This is a genomic window from Caryophanon tenue (genome assembly GCF_001700315.1).
Lineage (GTDB): Bacteria > Bacillota > Bacilli > Bacillales_A > Planococcaceae > Caryophanon > Caryophanon tenue.
Genome location: NZ_MASJ01000001.1, coordinates 103,856 through 117,639, shown reverse-complemented (window position 1 = coordinate 117,639; position 13,784 = coordinate 103,856). Strand labels below are relative to the sequence as shown.

Sequence of the window (13,784 nt, the reverse complement as noted above, 5' to 3'; positions counted from 1 at the left end):
ATCTTTAGTATGCCATACCTATATGTCATTTTGATGTCAAACTAGTAACAAATGGATAAAAAAATAAGCGTATGAGAGAGAATTTCTCACATACACTTCATAAAAACAGCATTATTTTAATTTTTTAAACTTATAAGCTTGTACTTTTTCTGGCGCTTCGTAAAAAAATTCTTCGTATACAACCGTCAATAAAAAGGAATTCATAAACGCAAATATAATGTATAACGGCATGCCACCTAGATCAGCAGACATCCAGCTACGCATAAACACTTCGACAACGCCAATTTGTACTGTGAAGAATAATGCGCCCATTCCTACTTGCCACAATGCACGTGGGTCTGGACGTTTTTCGTAGCGAAATACTTTATTGACCGCCATTCGTATATCATCGGCAATGACATAATTCAGCATCCATGCCGCCATGAAAAAAATTGATACCCCAAATACATTCGCTTCCATAAACCCAAACTGCGTCCCATTGAATAAAGCCGTTAACGAAGACGCCATCATAAACGCAATTAATCCATTTCGTATATAGTGCTCTACTTTACGTGCAACTAGCAATATACCCCTCCTACAACGTGTGTAAACTTATTAATTTTTAGTATAGCAGGTTTTATATTATTTCATAGTATCAAAATTTAAAAATCCTCTTTTTCTCGTCAAATGTTGACAACTTTTTGGAGGAGAATTTTGACAACACGAAAGCACCCAAATTGTATGCAGCAATTCGGGTGCTTTATTCTAGCCGTTTATGTTAGTAGGGGGTTTCTACACTTCCTACTATACGGTGATTTTATAAAGACGGTATATACAATATGTTAAGAGATTGTAAATTACGGTTTTGGAATATGCACCGTCATTTTCGTGCCTTTTCCAACTTCACTATCGACCTTAATTTTGCCATCATGCGCTTCAATTAAGTGTTTGACGATGGCTAACCCTAAGCCTGTGCCACCTGAATTACGACTACGCGCGCGGTCAACACGGTAAAAGCGTTCGAAAATACGTGGAATTTCAGCAGGCTCAATTCCAATTCCCTCATCCTCGACCTCGACAACACCATAGCCATCCTCTTCATATAAACGAATTGTGACCGTCGTATTTTCTGGAGAATAATTAATGGCATTGGCAATTAAGTTTGTGAAGATTTGCATTAAACGATTTGGGTCTCCTAATATCGCAATATCTTTCGGCATATCGACCGAGAACTCCATATTTTTTTCTTCTAAACGCGCGCCCGTTAAATCAGCCGCATTTAAAATAATATCTTGCAAGCTCGTTTCAATAATATCAACGGAGAATCCGTGCTGTTCAATTTTAGATAGCTCTAATAATTCTTGCACAAGCATTTGAATGCGGTCACTCTCTTTATAAATAATTTCTAAAAATGACAGTAACATCGCTTCATCTTTATACGCACCATCTAACAATGTTTCCGAGAATCCTTTAATCGACGTAATTGGCGTGCGCAGCTCATGCGACACATTCGCAACGAAATCTTTACGAATTTGCTCTAAACGCATTAGTTCCGTCACATCGTGAATGACAAGTACAACACCGAGCCAACGCCCATGGTCACCAACAACAGGCGCACCGTAAATTTCATTATGGCGAATTTCATGCCCAATCTGCACCGCAATTTGCTTACGAATCGCCGTTTCCGTTAAAAACACATGCTCAACAACTTGCACGATATCATTTGGCAATTGAATATTGCGGAAGCCTTTGCCACGAATCGCCTCGTAGTCACAGTTAAAGCGCTTTAAAAACACGCGGTTAACGATGGAAATTGTACCTTCGCGACCAATCATCATTAGGGAGCTACCCATATTTTCAATTAATGTTTTTAAACGCTCGTCCTCGATTTCTCGCATCGTCGTCATATCTTGTAAATTGCGTGCCAAAATATTAATAGACTTACTCAGTTGCATTGTTTTGCCCATACCATTTTCAAATGCGCGTGCACGATAATTTCCTTTGGCTAGCTCTAACGCTGTGCGCGTCGCATTATCAATCGGTTCCGCAAATACACGAACTGCACGATTCATGACAATACCGATAATGGCAAGTGCGATGAAACTACAAAAAATCATTGTCGCTAAATAGCGTTTTTTCGCACTCGTAATGAGGTCTTCCTGTTCCATCACTTTCGTGGCCGCAATTAATTGGCGCTGTTCCTCATCGGTCACATCTAGCCCAAGCTCTTCAATCGTTTGCACGAGGGCGCGTTCCTCGGCAGCTGTTGAGCGTTCGACGTAATCACCGACATAAATAGGAAAAAGCTGACCCATGACGATGCCAAGGACAGCTAAAATTACGCCGATTAGCGCCATAAAGGACACGAATAATCGCGTACTTAATGTTTTCATACCGCTTTTGGTTCCTCAAACTTATAACCAAGCCCACGAATCGTTTTAATGAAGATAGGCTTTCGGCTGTTTTCCTCAATTTTGTCGCGCAAATGACTAATATGTACATCTACAATTCGCGTATCACCCGCAAAATCATAGTTCCATACTGCACTTAATAATTGGTCACGTGTTAATACACGGTTTTTATTTTCAATTAAGTATACTAATAACTCAAATTCTTTCGGTGTAAATTCTAACGGTTCGTTTTGTAACAACACTTCAAAACGGTCTGGATACACACGTAAACCACCGAATTCATAAATTTTTTCAGATGACTCCGACACAGCTGCCGTTACTTGTGGTGAGAAACGACGTAATACTGCCTTCACGCGTGCAATGACTTCACGTGGACTAAATGGCTTTGTCATATAATCATCCGCACCTAGTTCAAGACCTAATACTTTATCAAATTCATCATCACGGGCTGTTAGCATAATAATAGGTGTATTCATTTTTTGCATGCGTAATTCCTTACATACTTCCATGCCATCAAGCTTAGGTAACATCACATCTAACAACATTAAGTCTGGTTTGATTTCTAATGCTTTTTCTAAACCCGCTTGTCCGTCATGTGCTAACTCTACTTGATAACCCGCTTGCTCTAAATTGTACTTCAGTAATGTGGCAATTGATAATTCATCTTCTACAACTAAAATATTTTTTGACATAATGTTCCTCCGATATGCGGTATTTGAAACCCCCATTCCAAATAGGCCGTTCGTTAATCAATCGCAGGTGGGGCGAGCACAGAAACTGTCCCTTCTACAACTGTTTGCTGTTCTCGGTTCATTGCATGAATGGAGACAACAATGGTTTTTGCTTCGACATCAACTTCCACGATTTCCAAATCAAACTCAATCGTATCGTAATGATACACGGGGTTTGGAAACTGTAAATGTTGCGCTATGACATGGGAACCGGGTCCAGGTACATACTTTGAAATCGCCGATGTAATAAAGCCGACTAGCATAATCGTCGGGATAATCGGACGTTCATATGGTGTCAACGCTGCTAAGTCATGCTGGATGTATAGCGGATTATTATCATTCGTTAACCCTAAATATAACAATAAATCTTTGTCTGTCATCTTTTCAGTTAAATGAATGGTTTCGCCAACTTCTAATTTATCAATTGTTCTACCTAATGTACGCCTTTTTCCAAGCAATCGCGGCCAACTCCTTTATTCAAAACTATAGCTCTATCATATCATATTCAGACATTTTATGAATAGTTTGAGAATACTCCGTAAAGAATATTATCAAATATTGACAAGCACCTTCACTTTTTATCAAAAAAAGCATTACACCACAGTACTTTATGGCGTAACGCTTTATTATTTTTTTGACACATTCACCACGTTATTACAGTAGCGCATCTTTTACATCACGTACGGCCGCTGCTGATGCATCTAGTTGTTGTTGCTCTTCATCTGTTAACTGCAGTTCATAAATTTTTTCGATACCATTTGCACCAAGTAATGTTGGTACACCTAAATATAAATCATGTAAACCGTACTCACCTTCTAAATACGCGATAGACGGTAAAATGCGCTTTTGATCTTTTAAAATCGCCTCTGCCATTTCTACCATCGCAGCAGCAGGCGCGTAATACGCTGAACCGTTACCTAACAAACTGACGATTTCTCCGCCACCTTTACGTGTGCGGTCTACAATCGCCTCTAAACGTTCTTTTGAAAGCAACGTCTCAAGTGGAATACCGCCTGCAAATGAATAACGTGTCAGTGGCACCATTGTATCGCCATGTCCACCTAATACAAAACCTGATACATCTTTGACAGACACTTGTAACTCTTCAGCTACAAATGCTCTAAAACGTGCTGTATCTAATACGCCTGATTGGCCAATCACGCGGTTTTTCGGAAAACCTGTCTCTTTAAACATCGTATATGTCATTGCATCAACTGGATTTGTTAATACGATGATGATTGCTTCTGGTGCATGTTCTTTAATTTGCTTCGCTACGTCTGTCATTACCTTTTGATTTGTTTGTACTAAATCGTCACGCGTCATGCCGGGTTTTCGGGCAATGCCTGCTGTTACAAGTACAACTGCCGCCCCTGCAATTTCAGCATAATCGGCTGTTCCCGTTACATAAGCATCAAACCCTTGAATCGGTGCTGTTTCCCACATGTCGAGTGCTTTTCCTTGTGCAGGCTTTTCAGCTGCTGGAATATCCACGAGTACAACATCCCCTAACTCTTTTTGCGCTGCTAAAAATGCTGCTGTTGCGCCAGTAAAGCCACTACCAATGACTGCGATTTTTTTACGTTGTAATGTCATGTCCCTAACCCCTTTGCAAATTAAATATGTTCTTCTTCATTGTAACGCTCACATTTAATTGCGCAAGTATTCCGACACTTTTGTAAAGATTTAGTCACAACCATTCACATTTCCATTTCTTTTATATATAACTGTAAAATAAACATAAAAAAGCACCCCTCCGAAGAGAGATGCTTTTTTTCCTAGATTAATGTTCCAACAATGTGAAACGGATTAATTAGAAGTTTTCGATTAATTTAGTAGCGAATTCAGAACATTTAACTTCTGTAGCGCCATCCATTAAACGTGCGAAGTCATAAGTTACGTATTTAGAAGAGATTGTTTTCTCAACTGAAGCAGTAATTAAGTCCGCAGCTTCTTGCCATCCTAAGTGCTCAAGCATTAATACGCCTGATAATAATACTGAAGATGGGTTTACTTTATCTTGACCAGCGTACTTCGGTGCAGTACCGTGAGTAGCTTCAAAGATAGCGTGACCAGTTAAGTAGTTAATGTTAGCGCCTGGAGCGATACCAATACCACCAACTTGAGCAGCTAATGCGTCAGAGATGTAGTCACCGTTTAAGTTCATTGTAGCAACAACGTCGAACTCGTTTGGACGAGTTAAGATTTGTTGTAAGAAGATATCAGCGATAGAATCTTTTACGATGATTTTGCCAGCAGCTTCAGCAGCAGCTTGTGCTTCGTTAGCAGCAGCTTCGCCTTGCTCAGCTTTAATTGCATCGTATTGGTTCCAAGTGAATACTTTGTCGCCGAATTCAGCTTCAGCTACATCGTAACCCCATTGCTTGAATCCACCTTCAGTGAACTTCATGATGTTACCTTTGTGTACTAAAGTAACAGATGGTTTGTTATGTTGGATTGCATATTCGATAGCAGAACGTACTAAACGCTCAGTACCTTCTTTAGAAACTGGTTTGATACCTAAACCAGAAGTTTCTGGGAAGCGGATTTTGTTAACGCCTAGTTCAGTTTGTAAGAAGTTTAATAATTTCTTTTGCTCGTCTGAACCAGCTTTGTACTCGATACCAGCGTAGATATCTTCAGTGTTTTCACGGAAGATTACCATGTTTACATCTTCAGGACGTTTAACTGGAGATGGAACACCATCAAAGTGACGTACTGGACGTAAGCATACATAAAGGTCTAACTCTTGACGTAATGCTACGTTAAGTGAACGGATACCGCCACCGATTGGAGTTGTTAAAGGTCCTTTGATTGCGATTAAGTATTCGTTGATTTTTTCTAAAGTTTCTGCAGGTAACCATTCACCAGTTTGGTTGAATGCTTTTTCACCAGCTAATACTTCTAACCACTCGATTTTCTTTTCGCCGTTGTAAGCTTTTTCTACAGCTGCGTCGATAACGCGAGAAGCTGCTGCCCAGATGTCTGGACCAATTCCGTCACCCTCGATGAAAGGAATAACAGGGTTATTTGGTACGTTTAATACGCCGTTTTCAACTACAATTTTGCCGTTTGTCATTGATAAATTGCCTCCTAATAATCATAAATCTAGGACTTTGCGAGAACACTTCTCACAACAGTCCTAGACAGTTTAGCATATTTTTTTTAATTACGCTATACGTGTAAGAAAGATTAACGCTCTTCTACTGGCACGTAAGTTTGCATATCTGGACCAACGTACTCTGCACGTGGACGGATTAAGCGGTTGTTTGCATACTGTTCTAAAATATGAGCTACCCAACCTGAAGTACGAGATACTGCGAAGATTGGTGTGAATAAATCGTGCTCGATACCTAAAGAATCGTAAACTGATGCTGAGAAGAAGTCTACGTTAGCTGGTAATTTCTTTTGTTCTACGATCATGTCGTGGATTTTCACTGACATATCGTATAATTCTGGTTTACCAGTTAATTTTGTTAATTTCTCAGACATTACACGTAAATGTGGTGCACGTGGGTCGCCTTTGCGGTATACGCGGTGACCGAAGCCCATGATTTTTTCTTTATTGTCTAACTTGTTTTGTACCCAAGCTTCAACGTTATCTAATGAACCGATTTCAGTTAACATTTTCATAACTTGCTCGTTTGCACCACCGTGTAATGGGCCTTTTAATGCGCCAATTGCAGATGTTACACCAGAGTAAACGTCAGATAATGTAGCTACACATACACGTGCAGTGAATGTAGAAGCGTTTAATTCGTGGTCAGCGTGTAAAATTAACGCTTTGTCGAATGCTTCGATAGCGATTGCTTCTGGCTCTTCACCAGTTAACATGTATAAGAAGTTAGCTGCATAGCCTAATTCTGGCTTTGGAGCGATTACTTCTTTACCTTGACGTACGCGAGCGAAAGTCGTTACAACAGTACCGATTTTAGCTTGTAAACGGATTGCTTTGCGGTAGTTCGCTTCTGCTTCCATTACATCTGCTTCTTCGTCAAATGCACCTAGCATAGATACAGCTGTACGTAATGCAGCCATTGGGTGTACTGTGTTAAGTGGCATAGATTTGAATAAATCTGTGATTGCTGCTGGAATCTCCATGTTTGCTGCTAATTCAGCTTTTAAGTTAGCTAATTCTTCAGCGTTTGGTAAACGTGTGTTCCATAATAAAAATACTACTTCCTCGAAAGAAGCGTTGTTTGTTAAATCGTCGATACCATAACCAACGTAAGTTAATGTGTCGTCGATGATAGAGCTGATTTTAGATTCAGCTGCTACGATGCCTTCTAAACCTTTAGTTGCTGACATAGGATAATCTCTCCCTTTTCATTTTGTTATCACAGGTCACTGCTCATTGACCTGTACTAATTGTTCTGCTCATGAACCGATAAGTAAATCGCTTACATTCACATTATAATCATTTTTGACGGCTTTGTGAATGCTCTAACCAACTTTAATTAAAAACCGCTTTTTTCGATTGAATTCAACCTTTTTTCGAGAATAAAAATATCAAAAACTAAATGAGAAAATGACATTTTTAACCGTTTCCATAACGTCATTTTGAAAAAAATAAACTGTTTTTCAAAGCCATTTTTTCAGCACTTCGTCCACGCTTTTGACAAAATTAACTCGAAAAATCATTATTATTGTAACATATATTTTCAGAAAACATCAAAAAAAGCGCTCTGTTTATAACAGAGCACCCCTTTTTAACGCTGTACAATAACAACAGATGAATGTTTTGTTTTTTTGCGTAAGTAATTATATAAAATCGGTTTTAGCAATTTTCGTGTGAATGGCAAAATAAAAATAATCCCTAAAATATCGGTTAAAAACCCTGGCAAAATTAAAATGATACCCCCGATTAATGTCAGCGCAGCATCAATTAATGCAGGTGCAGGTGGTTGCCCACTTTGTACAGATGCTTGAAGATTGCGTACAGCTTTAAAGCCTTCTTTACGCGATAAATAAATACCAAGCGCCCCTGTCCCTACAATAATGAGCAATGTCGGTAAAATTCCTACTTGGTTTCCTAATAAAATAAACACCGCAATTTCTGCAATGGTTAATGTCATAACAGCTATGCCTAATTTTTTGAGCATGTTATATGCCTGCCTTTCCGTAATGTCTACCTATCAATACGTAGCATACCGAAAAAAGTTTCAAAAGAAAATAAATACGCCCTTGTCCATACGCCTTTTTTCCGAGAAAAAAGACACCGGCAAAATGAATTTTGCCGATGCCTTTTTAGACAACTTATAGTACGCTTGCGTGTCCTTTATAAATGACACCTGTTTCTGCGTCTAATGTAATTTCTTGGTCTTGTTCAATTAATGTTGTCGCTTCCTTCACACCAACGATGACTGGAATACCTAAGCTCAGTCCAACAACCGCCGCATGAGATGTTAAGCCACCTTCTTCTGTAATAATACCTGCACAACGCTCAATCGCCGGCATCATTTCACGGTCTGTACCGATTGTAACAAGTACACAACCTTCTAAATCATATGCTAATGCTTCTTCTGCATTGCGTGCAACAACCGCTTTCCCAACAACTGTTGATTTGCCGATTCCTTGTCCACGCGCTAATAAGTCACCGATAATGTGCACTTTCATTAAGTTTGTTGTGCCCGCTTCACCTACTGGTACACCTGCAGTAATTACAACCACATCACCATGATTTACATAACCATAACGTAAACTTTCATCTACTGCTAGCTCTAGAATTTCATCCGTTGTTTCTACGCGGTGCGTCGCAATTGGACGTACACCCCATACTAACGTTAATGCACGCGCTGTTTTTTCAGAGCCTGTAATGGCAATAATGTCGCGACCTGGACGATATTTAGAAATGACACGTGCTGTATTGCCGCTTTCTGTCGGTGCAAGTACAGCCTTTGCATTTAAGCCCATCGCTGTATATGACACAGATTGAGAAATCGCATCCGTCATTGTCGTTTCCATTTCTTTACTACGTGCCGAAACAATTGCACGGTAGTCCATTGAATCTTCTGCGCGCTCTGCAATTTTATGCATCGTCTGCACAGATTCTACTGGATAAAGACCTGCTGCTGTTTCACCTGAAAGCATAATCGCATCTGTACCATCTAAAATTGCATTTGCTACGTCTGACGCTTCTGCGCGGGTTGGACGCGGGTTGCGTTGCATTGAATCTAACATTTGTGTTGCTGTAATAACTGGTTTTCCTACACGGTTACATTTCGCAATTAATGTTTTTTGAACAAGTGGCACTTCTTCTGCTGGAATTTCTACGCCTAAGTCACCACGAGCAACCATTAAACCGTCTGATACTTCGATAATCGCGTCAATGTTATCTACGCCTTCTTGATTCTCGATTTTTGGAATGATTTGAATGTATGAACCATTATTTTTCTCAAGTAATTCACGAATTTCTAATACATCTGAGGCACGGCGCACGAATGACGCCGCAATAAAGTCTACTTCTTGCTCAATCCCGAATAAAATATCTTGTGCGTCTTTTTCTGTAATCCCTGGTAATTGTACAGAAACGTTCGGTACGTTAACGCCTTTTTTATTTTTTAATACACCTGCATTTTCAACGATTGTTGTAATGATGCCTTTTGTTTCATCTTTTGCTAACACGCGTAATTCGATTAAGCCGTCATCTAATAAAATGATTGAACCTTGGTTAACATCCTCGATTAATTTCTCGTATGAAATCGAGAACATCGCCTCTGTGCCAAGTACCTCTGTCATTGAAATATCAATCACTTGACCTGTTTTTAAATGTACTTCGCCGTTTTCCATATTATGTGTACGAATTTCAGGTCCTTTTGTGTCTAATAAGATACCGACATGCTTCCCTAATTTCTCAGCAACTGCGCGAATTGTTGCGATGCGTACTGCATGTTCTTCATGTGAGCCGTGTGAGAAGTTTAAACGCGCAACGTTCATGCCCGCTTCGATTAGTTGTTCTAACGTTTCTGGTGATTCACTTGCTGGTCCAATTGTACAAACGATTTTTGTTTTTCTCATAAGTTTGTGTCACTCCATAATGTTTTTTTAAATTGATAATTGCTCCGATAATGTGTATAGCGATACATCTGCTTGGTGCTTACTTTCATACGCTTCTGGTAAATCATAATCGACTAAATTATGATTGCGAATCCCTACTGCCACCCCTGCTTTTCCTTCCAGTAATAACTCGACAGCACGTGCACCAAATCGACTAGCTAACACACGGTCCCTTGCCGTTGGGGAACCGCCTCGTTGCATATGTCCCAATACCGATACACGCGTTTCAATACCTGCTTTTTCCTTTAGCAGATTCGCTAATGTATGCCCCGACATGACGCCTTCCGCAACGATGATAATACTATGTTTCTTTCCTCGATCGGCACTGCGTTGTAATCGAGAAATGACCATATCGATATCAAAATCGACTTCAGGGATAACGACAGTTTCCGCACCAGCTGCGACACCGGCCCATACTGCAATATCACCTGCATCGCGTCCCATTACTTCCACGATAAATGAATTTTCGTGTGATGTCGCTGTATCACGGATTTTATCAATTGAATACATAACCGTGTTTAGTGCTGTGTCAAAACCAATTGTATATTCCGTGCCGGGAATATCATTGTCAATTGTGCCTGGTACACCGACACAAGGAAAACCTTTTTCTGTTAATGACATTGCACCACGATAAGAACCGTCACCGCCAATGACAATTAAGCCATCAATGCCTTCTTCACGAAGAATCGAAATTGCTTCGGCTTGTACAGCGTCCTCTTTAAACTGTGGGAAACGGGCAGAATAAAGCTTCGTGCCACCTCGTTGAATAATATCCCCTACAGCGCCTAGAGTCATCGCTTCAAAGTTCCTTTCTAAAATCCCTTGGTAGCCTTGCTTAATGCCAACTACTTCTAGTCCTTCATAAATCGCTTTACGTACAACCGCACGTATTGCGGCGTTCATGCCAGGTGCATCTCCGCCACTTGTTAATACTGCAATTTTTTTCATCGTTTTAAAGCCCCCTAAATATCGAACTTCATCTATATCTATCTATCACATTAACAGAAATACGCCTCATTTGTAAGTACCTCAGCCTTTGTTTTTACACAACTTCACATAAAAAATAAAAGACATATGCTTGACTTCTCATTTCATTCGTCATCCGAATGATTTGAAAACGTTTTCAGCATATGTCCTTCTATTATTCTTCTAGAAAATGTCCAATTTTCTTAAATTTCTCATAGCGATGTGTAACAAGTTCGTCTGGTGACAGTTGTTGTAACGTCGCAAAAACATCTGTCACGTAACCCTTTAAAATAGTTGCTTGTTGTGTCATATCTTTATGTGCACCACCAAGTACTTCTGGAATAATCTCATCAATCACTGCCAGCTTAAGTAAATGAGGCGCAGTAATTTGCATCGCTTCTGCTGCCTTTTGAGCAAGTGATGCATCTTTCCATAATATTGATGCAGCCCCTTCTGGTGATATAACTGAATACGTTGCATTTTCAAGCATATAGACAACATTTGCAACACCGAGTGCTAATGCGCCACCACTGCCACCTTCGCCAATGACAATGCTCACTACCGGTACCGTTAAACCAGCCATCTCGACTAAATTACGGGCAATTGCCTCGCTTTGCCCACGCTCTTCGGCAGCCTTCCCTGGATACGCGCCCTTTGTATCAATTAAGCATAAAATTGGACGATTAAATTTTTCAGCTTGCTTCATTAAACGTAACGCTTTACGGTAACCTTCTGGGTGTGGCATACCGAAATTACGTTTAATATTTTCCTTCGTATTACGTCCACGCTGATGCCCAATAATCGTGTACGCAACACCATCAATTGTGCCAATACCACCAATAATGGCGGCATCATCTGCATAAGAACGGTCGCCGTGCAGTTCAATAAACTCCTCACAAATATGCGAGATATAATCTAGTGTCGTTGGACGTTCCGCATGACGTGCAATTTGCACACGGTCCCATACCGGTAAATCATCATAAATCGATTGTTCCAACTGCGCTAGCTTTTGTTCTAAGCTTGCCACTTCATCGGACATATCCAAATCCGCTGCTTGTGACACCCGCTTCACTTCTTCAATTTTACCACGTAATTGTTCTAATGGCTGTTCAAATGGTAATAATTTAGACTGTGACATGAACGTTCCCTCCTACATGCATGCGAACAAGCTGACTCAGCTGCTTGCGTAATTCGTGGCGATGAATAACGGCATCTAGCTGACCATGCTCTAACAAAAATTCAGCTGTTTGGAAGTTTGTCGGTAGCTTCTCACGGACCGTTTGTTCAATGACACGACGCCCAGCGAAACCAATTAACGCTTGTGGCTCAGCAATATTAATATCACCTACAGATGCAAAGCTAGCGGATACACCACCCGTTGTTGGATGTGTCATCACCGAAATAAACAATAAACGGTGCTGTGCATGGCGCTGTAAAGCCACACTTGTTTTAGCCATTTGCATCAATGATAATACGCCTTCTTGCATGCGCGCACCACCGCTTGCCGTAAAAATAATAAAAGGCACACGTAATGCTGTCGCTTTTTCAATGGCACGTGTAATTTTTTCACCGACAACAGAGCCCATCGACCCCATACGGAAATGAGCGTCCATAACTGCAACGACCACTTGCTCACCGTCTAATGTCACCGTACCGGTTTTCACGGCTTCATTCATGCCTGTTTTTTGTTGGTCCGCCTGCACTTTTTCAACATACTGCGGGAACTGTAATGGATTCGTTGTTTGTAAATGTGTATCCATTTCTTCTAAACTATTTTCATCAAATATATAATCAATGCGCTCCTGTGCGGTCATTTTCATATGATACCCACACTTTACACATACTTTGCCGTTTTGTTCTAATTCCTTTGTGTATTGAATATGTCGACATGCCTCACATTTTGTCACCATGCCTTCTGGTACTACAAGTTCTTCTGATGCTGCATGTTTTCGCTTACGTAGTGATAATAAATCACGAATTCCTGCCATACATATACCCCTTTCTTAGCTGTAGCGTACTTGTCCCCATTGTTTATGTGCTGTTGTTGCCTCCATTATATAGCCAAGCTGCATTGCCTTGATGAGCTGTTCTAAAAATGGTTTTTCCTCTTCGGTTGTGAATGTTGCTTGCTCCCCACTGAAAGCAACTAATTGTCGCCAAATTTTCAAGCTCAACCGATTACCCGATGTAATAATTAATTCTTGTACAAACTGCATACGGTCAATTGCGCCCTCTACTGCTAGCTGGTTAAAATAACTATCCCATACCGGCAATGTGCGCAATGTTTTATCCATTGTAATGACCATAATTGCTTCTCGCTCGTGCATATGCGTTGTTGCAAGCACTTCATCACGTTGCTGCTGTGTTTGTAAAATAAACATTGATAATACTTCAACGAGTTGATGCTGTTGAAAGTTGGCTAAAAATGTGCCACCTCCGTGTTTTGTTTCGATTAAGCCGAGCAGGTCTAAACTGCGTAGCGCTTCACGAATCGCTGAACGAGACACACCTAACTGCTCTGCTAATACACGTTCAGATGGTAATTTTTCACCTGGCTGAATTTGCTGCGCATCAATGAGTTCACGTAACTGTGTGACCAATTCTACAAAACGTTTCGGTTGTTGCTCTGCCACGCCATTCACCT

Annotated in this window: 13 protein-coding genes; all 13 read right to left on the bottom strand. The window is 40.4% G+C overall.

The genetic code is table 11. The annotated features are described in order from the left end of the window. Positions 1-111 precede the first annotated feature (111 nt). The gene (locus A6M13_RS00495; protein ID WP_141680878.1) at positions 112-564 is read right to left on the bottom strand and encodes a DNA polymerase I; all 453 of its coding nucleotides are present in this window, start codon (positions 562-564) and stop codon (positions 112-114) included. A 272-nt stretch (positions 565-836) separates the two neighbouring features. After that, a complete protein-coding gene (gene pnpS / locus A6M13_RS00490; RefSeq protein WP_066542153.1) occupies positions 837-2,372 on the bottom strand; it encodes a two-component system histidine kinase PnpS in 1,536 nt (511 codons plus the stop codon). Further along, positions 2,369-3,082, bottom strand: a complete 714-nt coding sequence (locus A6M13_RS00485) for a response regulator transcription factor (protein ID WP_066542152.1) — start codon at positions 3,080-3,082, stop codon at positions 2,369-2,371. Before A6M13_RS00485 ends, pnpS begins: the two co-directional genes overlap by 4 nt. A gap of 53 nt (positions 3,083-3,135) precedes the next feature. Then, complete coding sequence (locus A6M13_RS00480; protein WP_066542151.1) at positions 3,136-3,579, bottom strand: MaoC/PaaZ C-terminal domain-containing protein; 444 nt, start codon at positions 3,577-3,579, stop codon at positions 3,136-3,138. A gap of 196 nt (positions 3,580-3,775) precedes the next feature. Next, on the bottom strand, positions 3,776-4,714 hold the full coding sequence (mdh, locus tag A6M13_RS00475; protein WP_066542150.1) for a malate dehydrogenase: 939 nt from the start codon (positions 4,712-4,714) through the stop codon (positions 3,776-3,778). Positions 4,715-4,931: 217 nt separating this feature from the next. Continuing rightward, the gene (gene icd, locus A6M13_RS00470; protein WP_066542149.1) at positions 4,932-6,197 is read right to left on the bottom strand and encodes an NADP-dependent isocitrate dehydrogenase; all 1,266 of its coding nucleotides are present in this window, start codon (positions 6,195-6,197) and stop codon (positions 4,932-4,934) included. A 113-nt stretch (positions 6,198-6,310) separates the two neighbouring features. Next, positions 6,311-7,426 carry a citrate synthase gene (citZ, locus tag A6M13_RS00465; protein ID WP_066542148.1) on the bottom strand — a complete coding sequence of 372 codons (1,116 nt, stop codon included), beginning with the start codon at positions 7,424-7,426 and terminating at the stop codon, positions 6,311-6,313. A 401-nt stretch (positions 7,427-7,827) separates the two neighbouring features. Further along, on the bottom strand, positions 7,828-8,220 hold the full coding sequence (locus tag A6M13_RS00460; protein ID WP_066542147.1) for an FxsA family protein: 393 nt from the start codon (positions 8,218-8,220) through the stop codon (positions 7,828-7,830). 154 nt (positions 8,221-8,374) lie between these two features. Continuing rightward, the gene (pyk, locus tag A6M13_RS00455) at positions 8,375-10,135 is read right to left on the bottom strand and encodes a pyruvate kinase (protein ID WP_066542146.1); all 1,761 of its coding nucleotides are present in this window, start codon (positions 10,133-10,135) and stop codon (positions 8,375-8,377) included. Between the two features lie 27 nt (positions 10,136-10,162). Beyond that, positions 10,163-11,122 (bottom strand): 6-phosphofructokinase, encoded by a 960-nt coding sequence (gene pfkA, locus A6M13_RS00450; protein ID WP_066542145.1) that lies wholly within the window; start codon positions 11,120-11,122, stop codon positions 10,163-10,165. Positions 11,123-11,315: 193 nt separating this feature from the next. Further along, positions 11,316-12,278 (bottom strand): acetyl-CoA carboxylase carboxyl transferase subunit alpha, encoded by a 963-nt coding sequence (gene accA / locus A6M13_RS00445; protein WP_066542144.1) that lies wholly within the window; start codon positions 12,276-12,278, stop codon positions 11,316-11,318. Further along, complete coding sequence (accD, locus tag A6M13_RS00440) at positions 12,265-13,128, bottom strand: acetyl-CoA carboxylase, carboxyltransferase subunit beta (protein WP_066542143.1); 864 nt, start codon at positions 13,126-13,128, stop codon at positions 12,265-12,267. The genes accA and accD overlap by 14 nt, the downstream gene beginning before the upstream one ends. 15 nt (positions 13,129-13,143) lie before the next feature. Beyond that, on the bottom strand, positions 13,144-13,773 hold the full coding sequence (locus tag A6M13_RS00435; protein WP_066542142.1) for a FadR/GntR family transcriptional regulator: 630 nt from the start codon (positions 13,771-13,773) through the stop codon (positions 13,144-13,146). Positions 13,774-13,784: the final 11 nt, after the last annotated feature.

What these genes read in the sequence shown, in the direction of transcription:
- accD (WP_066542143.1), bottom strand. Translation starts at nt 13,128, where the DNA reads ATGGCAGGAATTCGTGATTTATTATCACTACGTAAGCGAAAACATGCA.
- citZ (WP_066542148.1), bottom strand. Translation starts at nt 7,426, where the DNA reads ATGTCAGCAACTAAAGGTTTAGAAGGCATCGTAGCAGCTGAATCTAAA.
- icd (WP_066542149.1), bottom strand. Translation starts at nt 6,197, where the DNA reads ATGACAAACGGCAAAATTGTAGTTGAAAACGGCGTATTAAACGTACCA.
- accA (WP_066542144.1), bottom strand. Translation starts at nt 12,278, where the DNA reads ATGTCACAGTCTAAATTATTACCATTTGAACAGCCATTAGAACAATTA.
- mdh (WP_066542150.1), bottom strand. Translation starts at nt 4,714, where the DNA reads ATGACATTACAACGTAAAAAAATCGCAGTCATTGGTAGTGGCTTTACT.
- A6M13_RS00485 (WP_066542152.1), bottom strand. Translation starts at nt 3,082, where the DNA reads ATGTCAAAAAATATTTTAGTTGTAGAAGATGAATTATCAATTGCCACA.
- pfkA (WP_066542145.1), bottom strand. Translation starts at nt 11,122, where the DNA reads ATGAAAAAAATTGCAGTATTAACAAGTGGCGGAGATGCACCTGGCATG.
- A6M13_RS00460 (WP_066542147.1), bottom strand. Translation starts at nt 8,220, where the DNA reads ATGCTCAAAAAATTAGGCATAGCTGTTATGACATTAACCATTGCAGAA.
- pyk (WP_066542146.1), bottom strand. Translation starts at nt 10,135, where the DNA reads ATGAGAAAAACAAAAATCGTTTGTACAATTGGACCAGCAAGTGAATCA.
- pnpS (WP_066542153.1), bottom strand. Translation starts at nt 2,372, where the DNA reads ATGAAAACATTAAGTACGCGATTATTCGTGTCCTTTATGGCGCTAATC.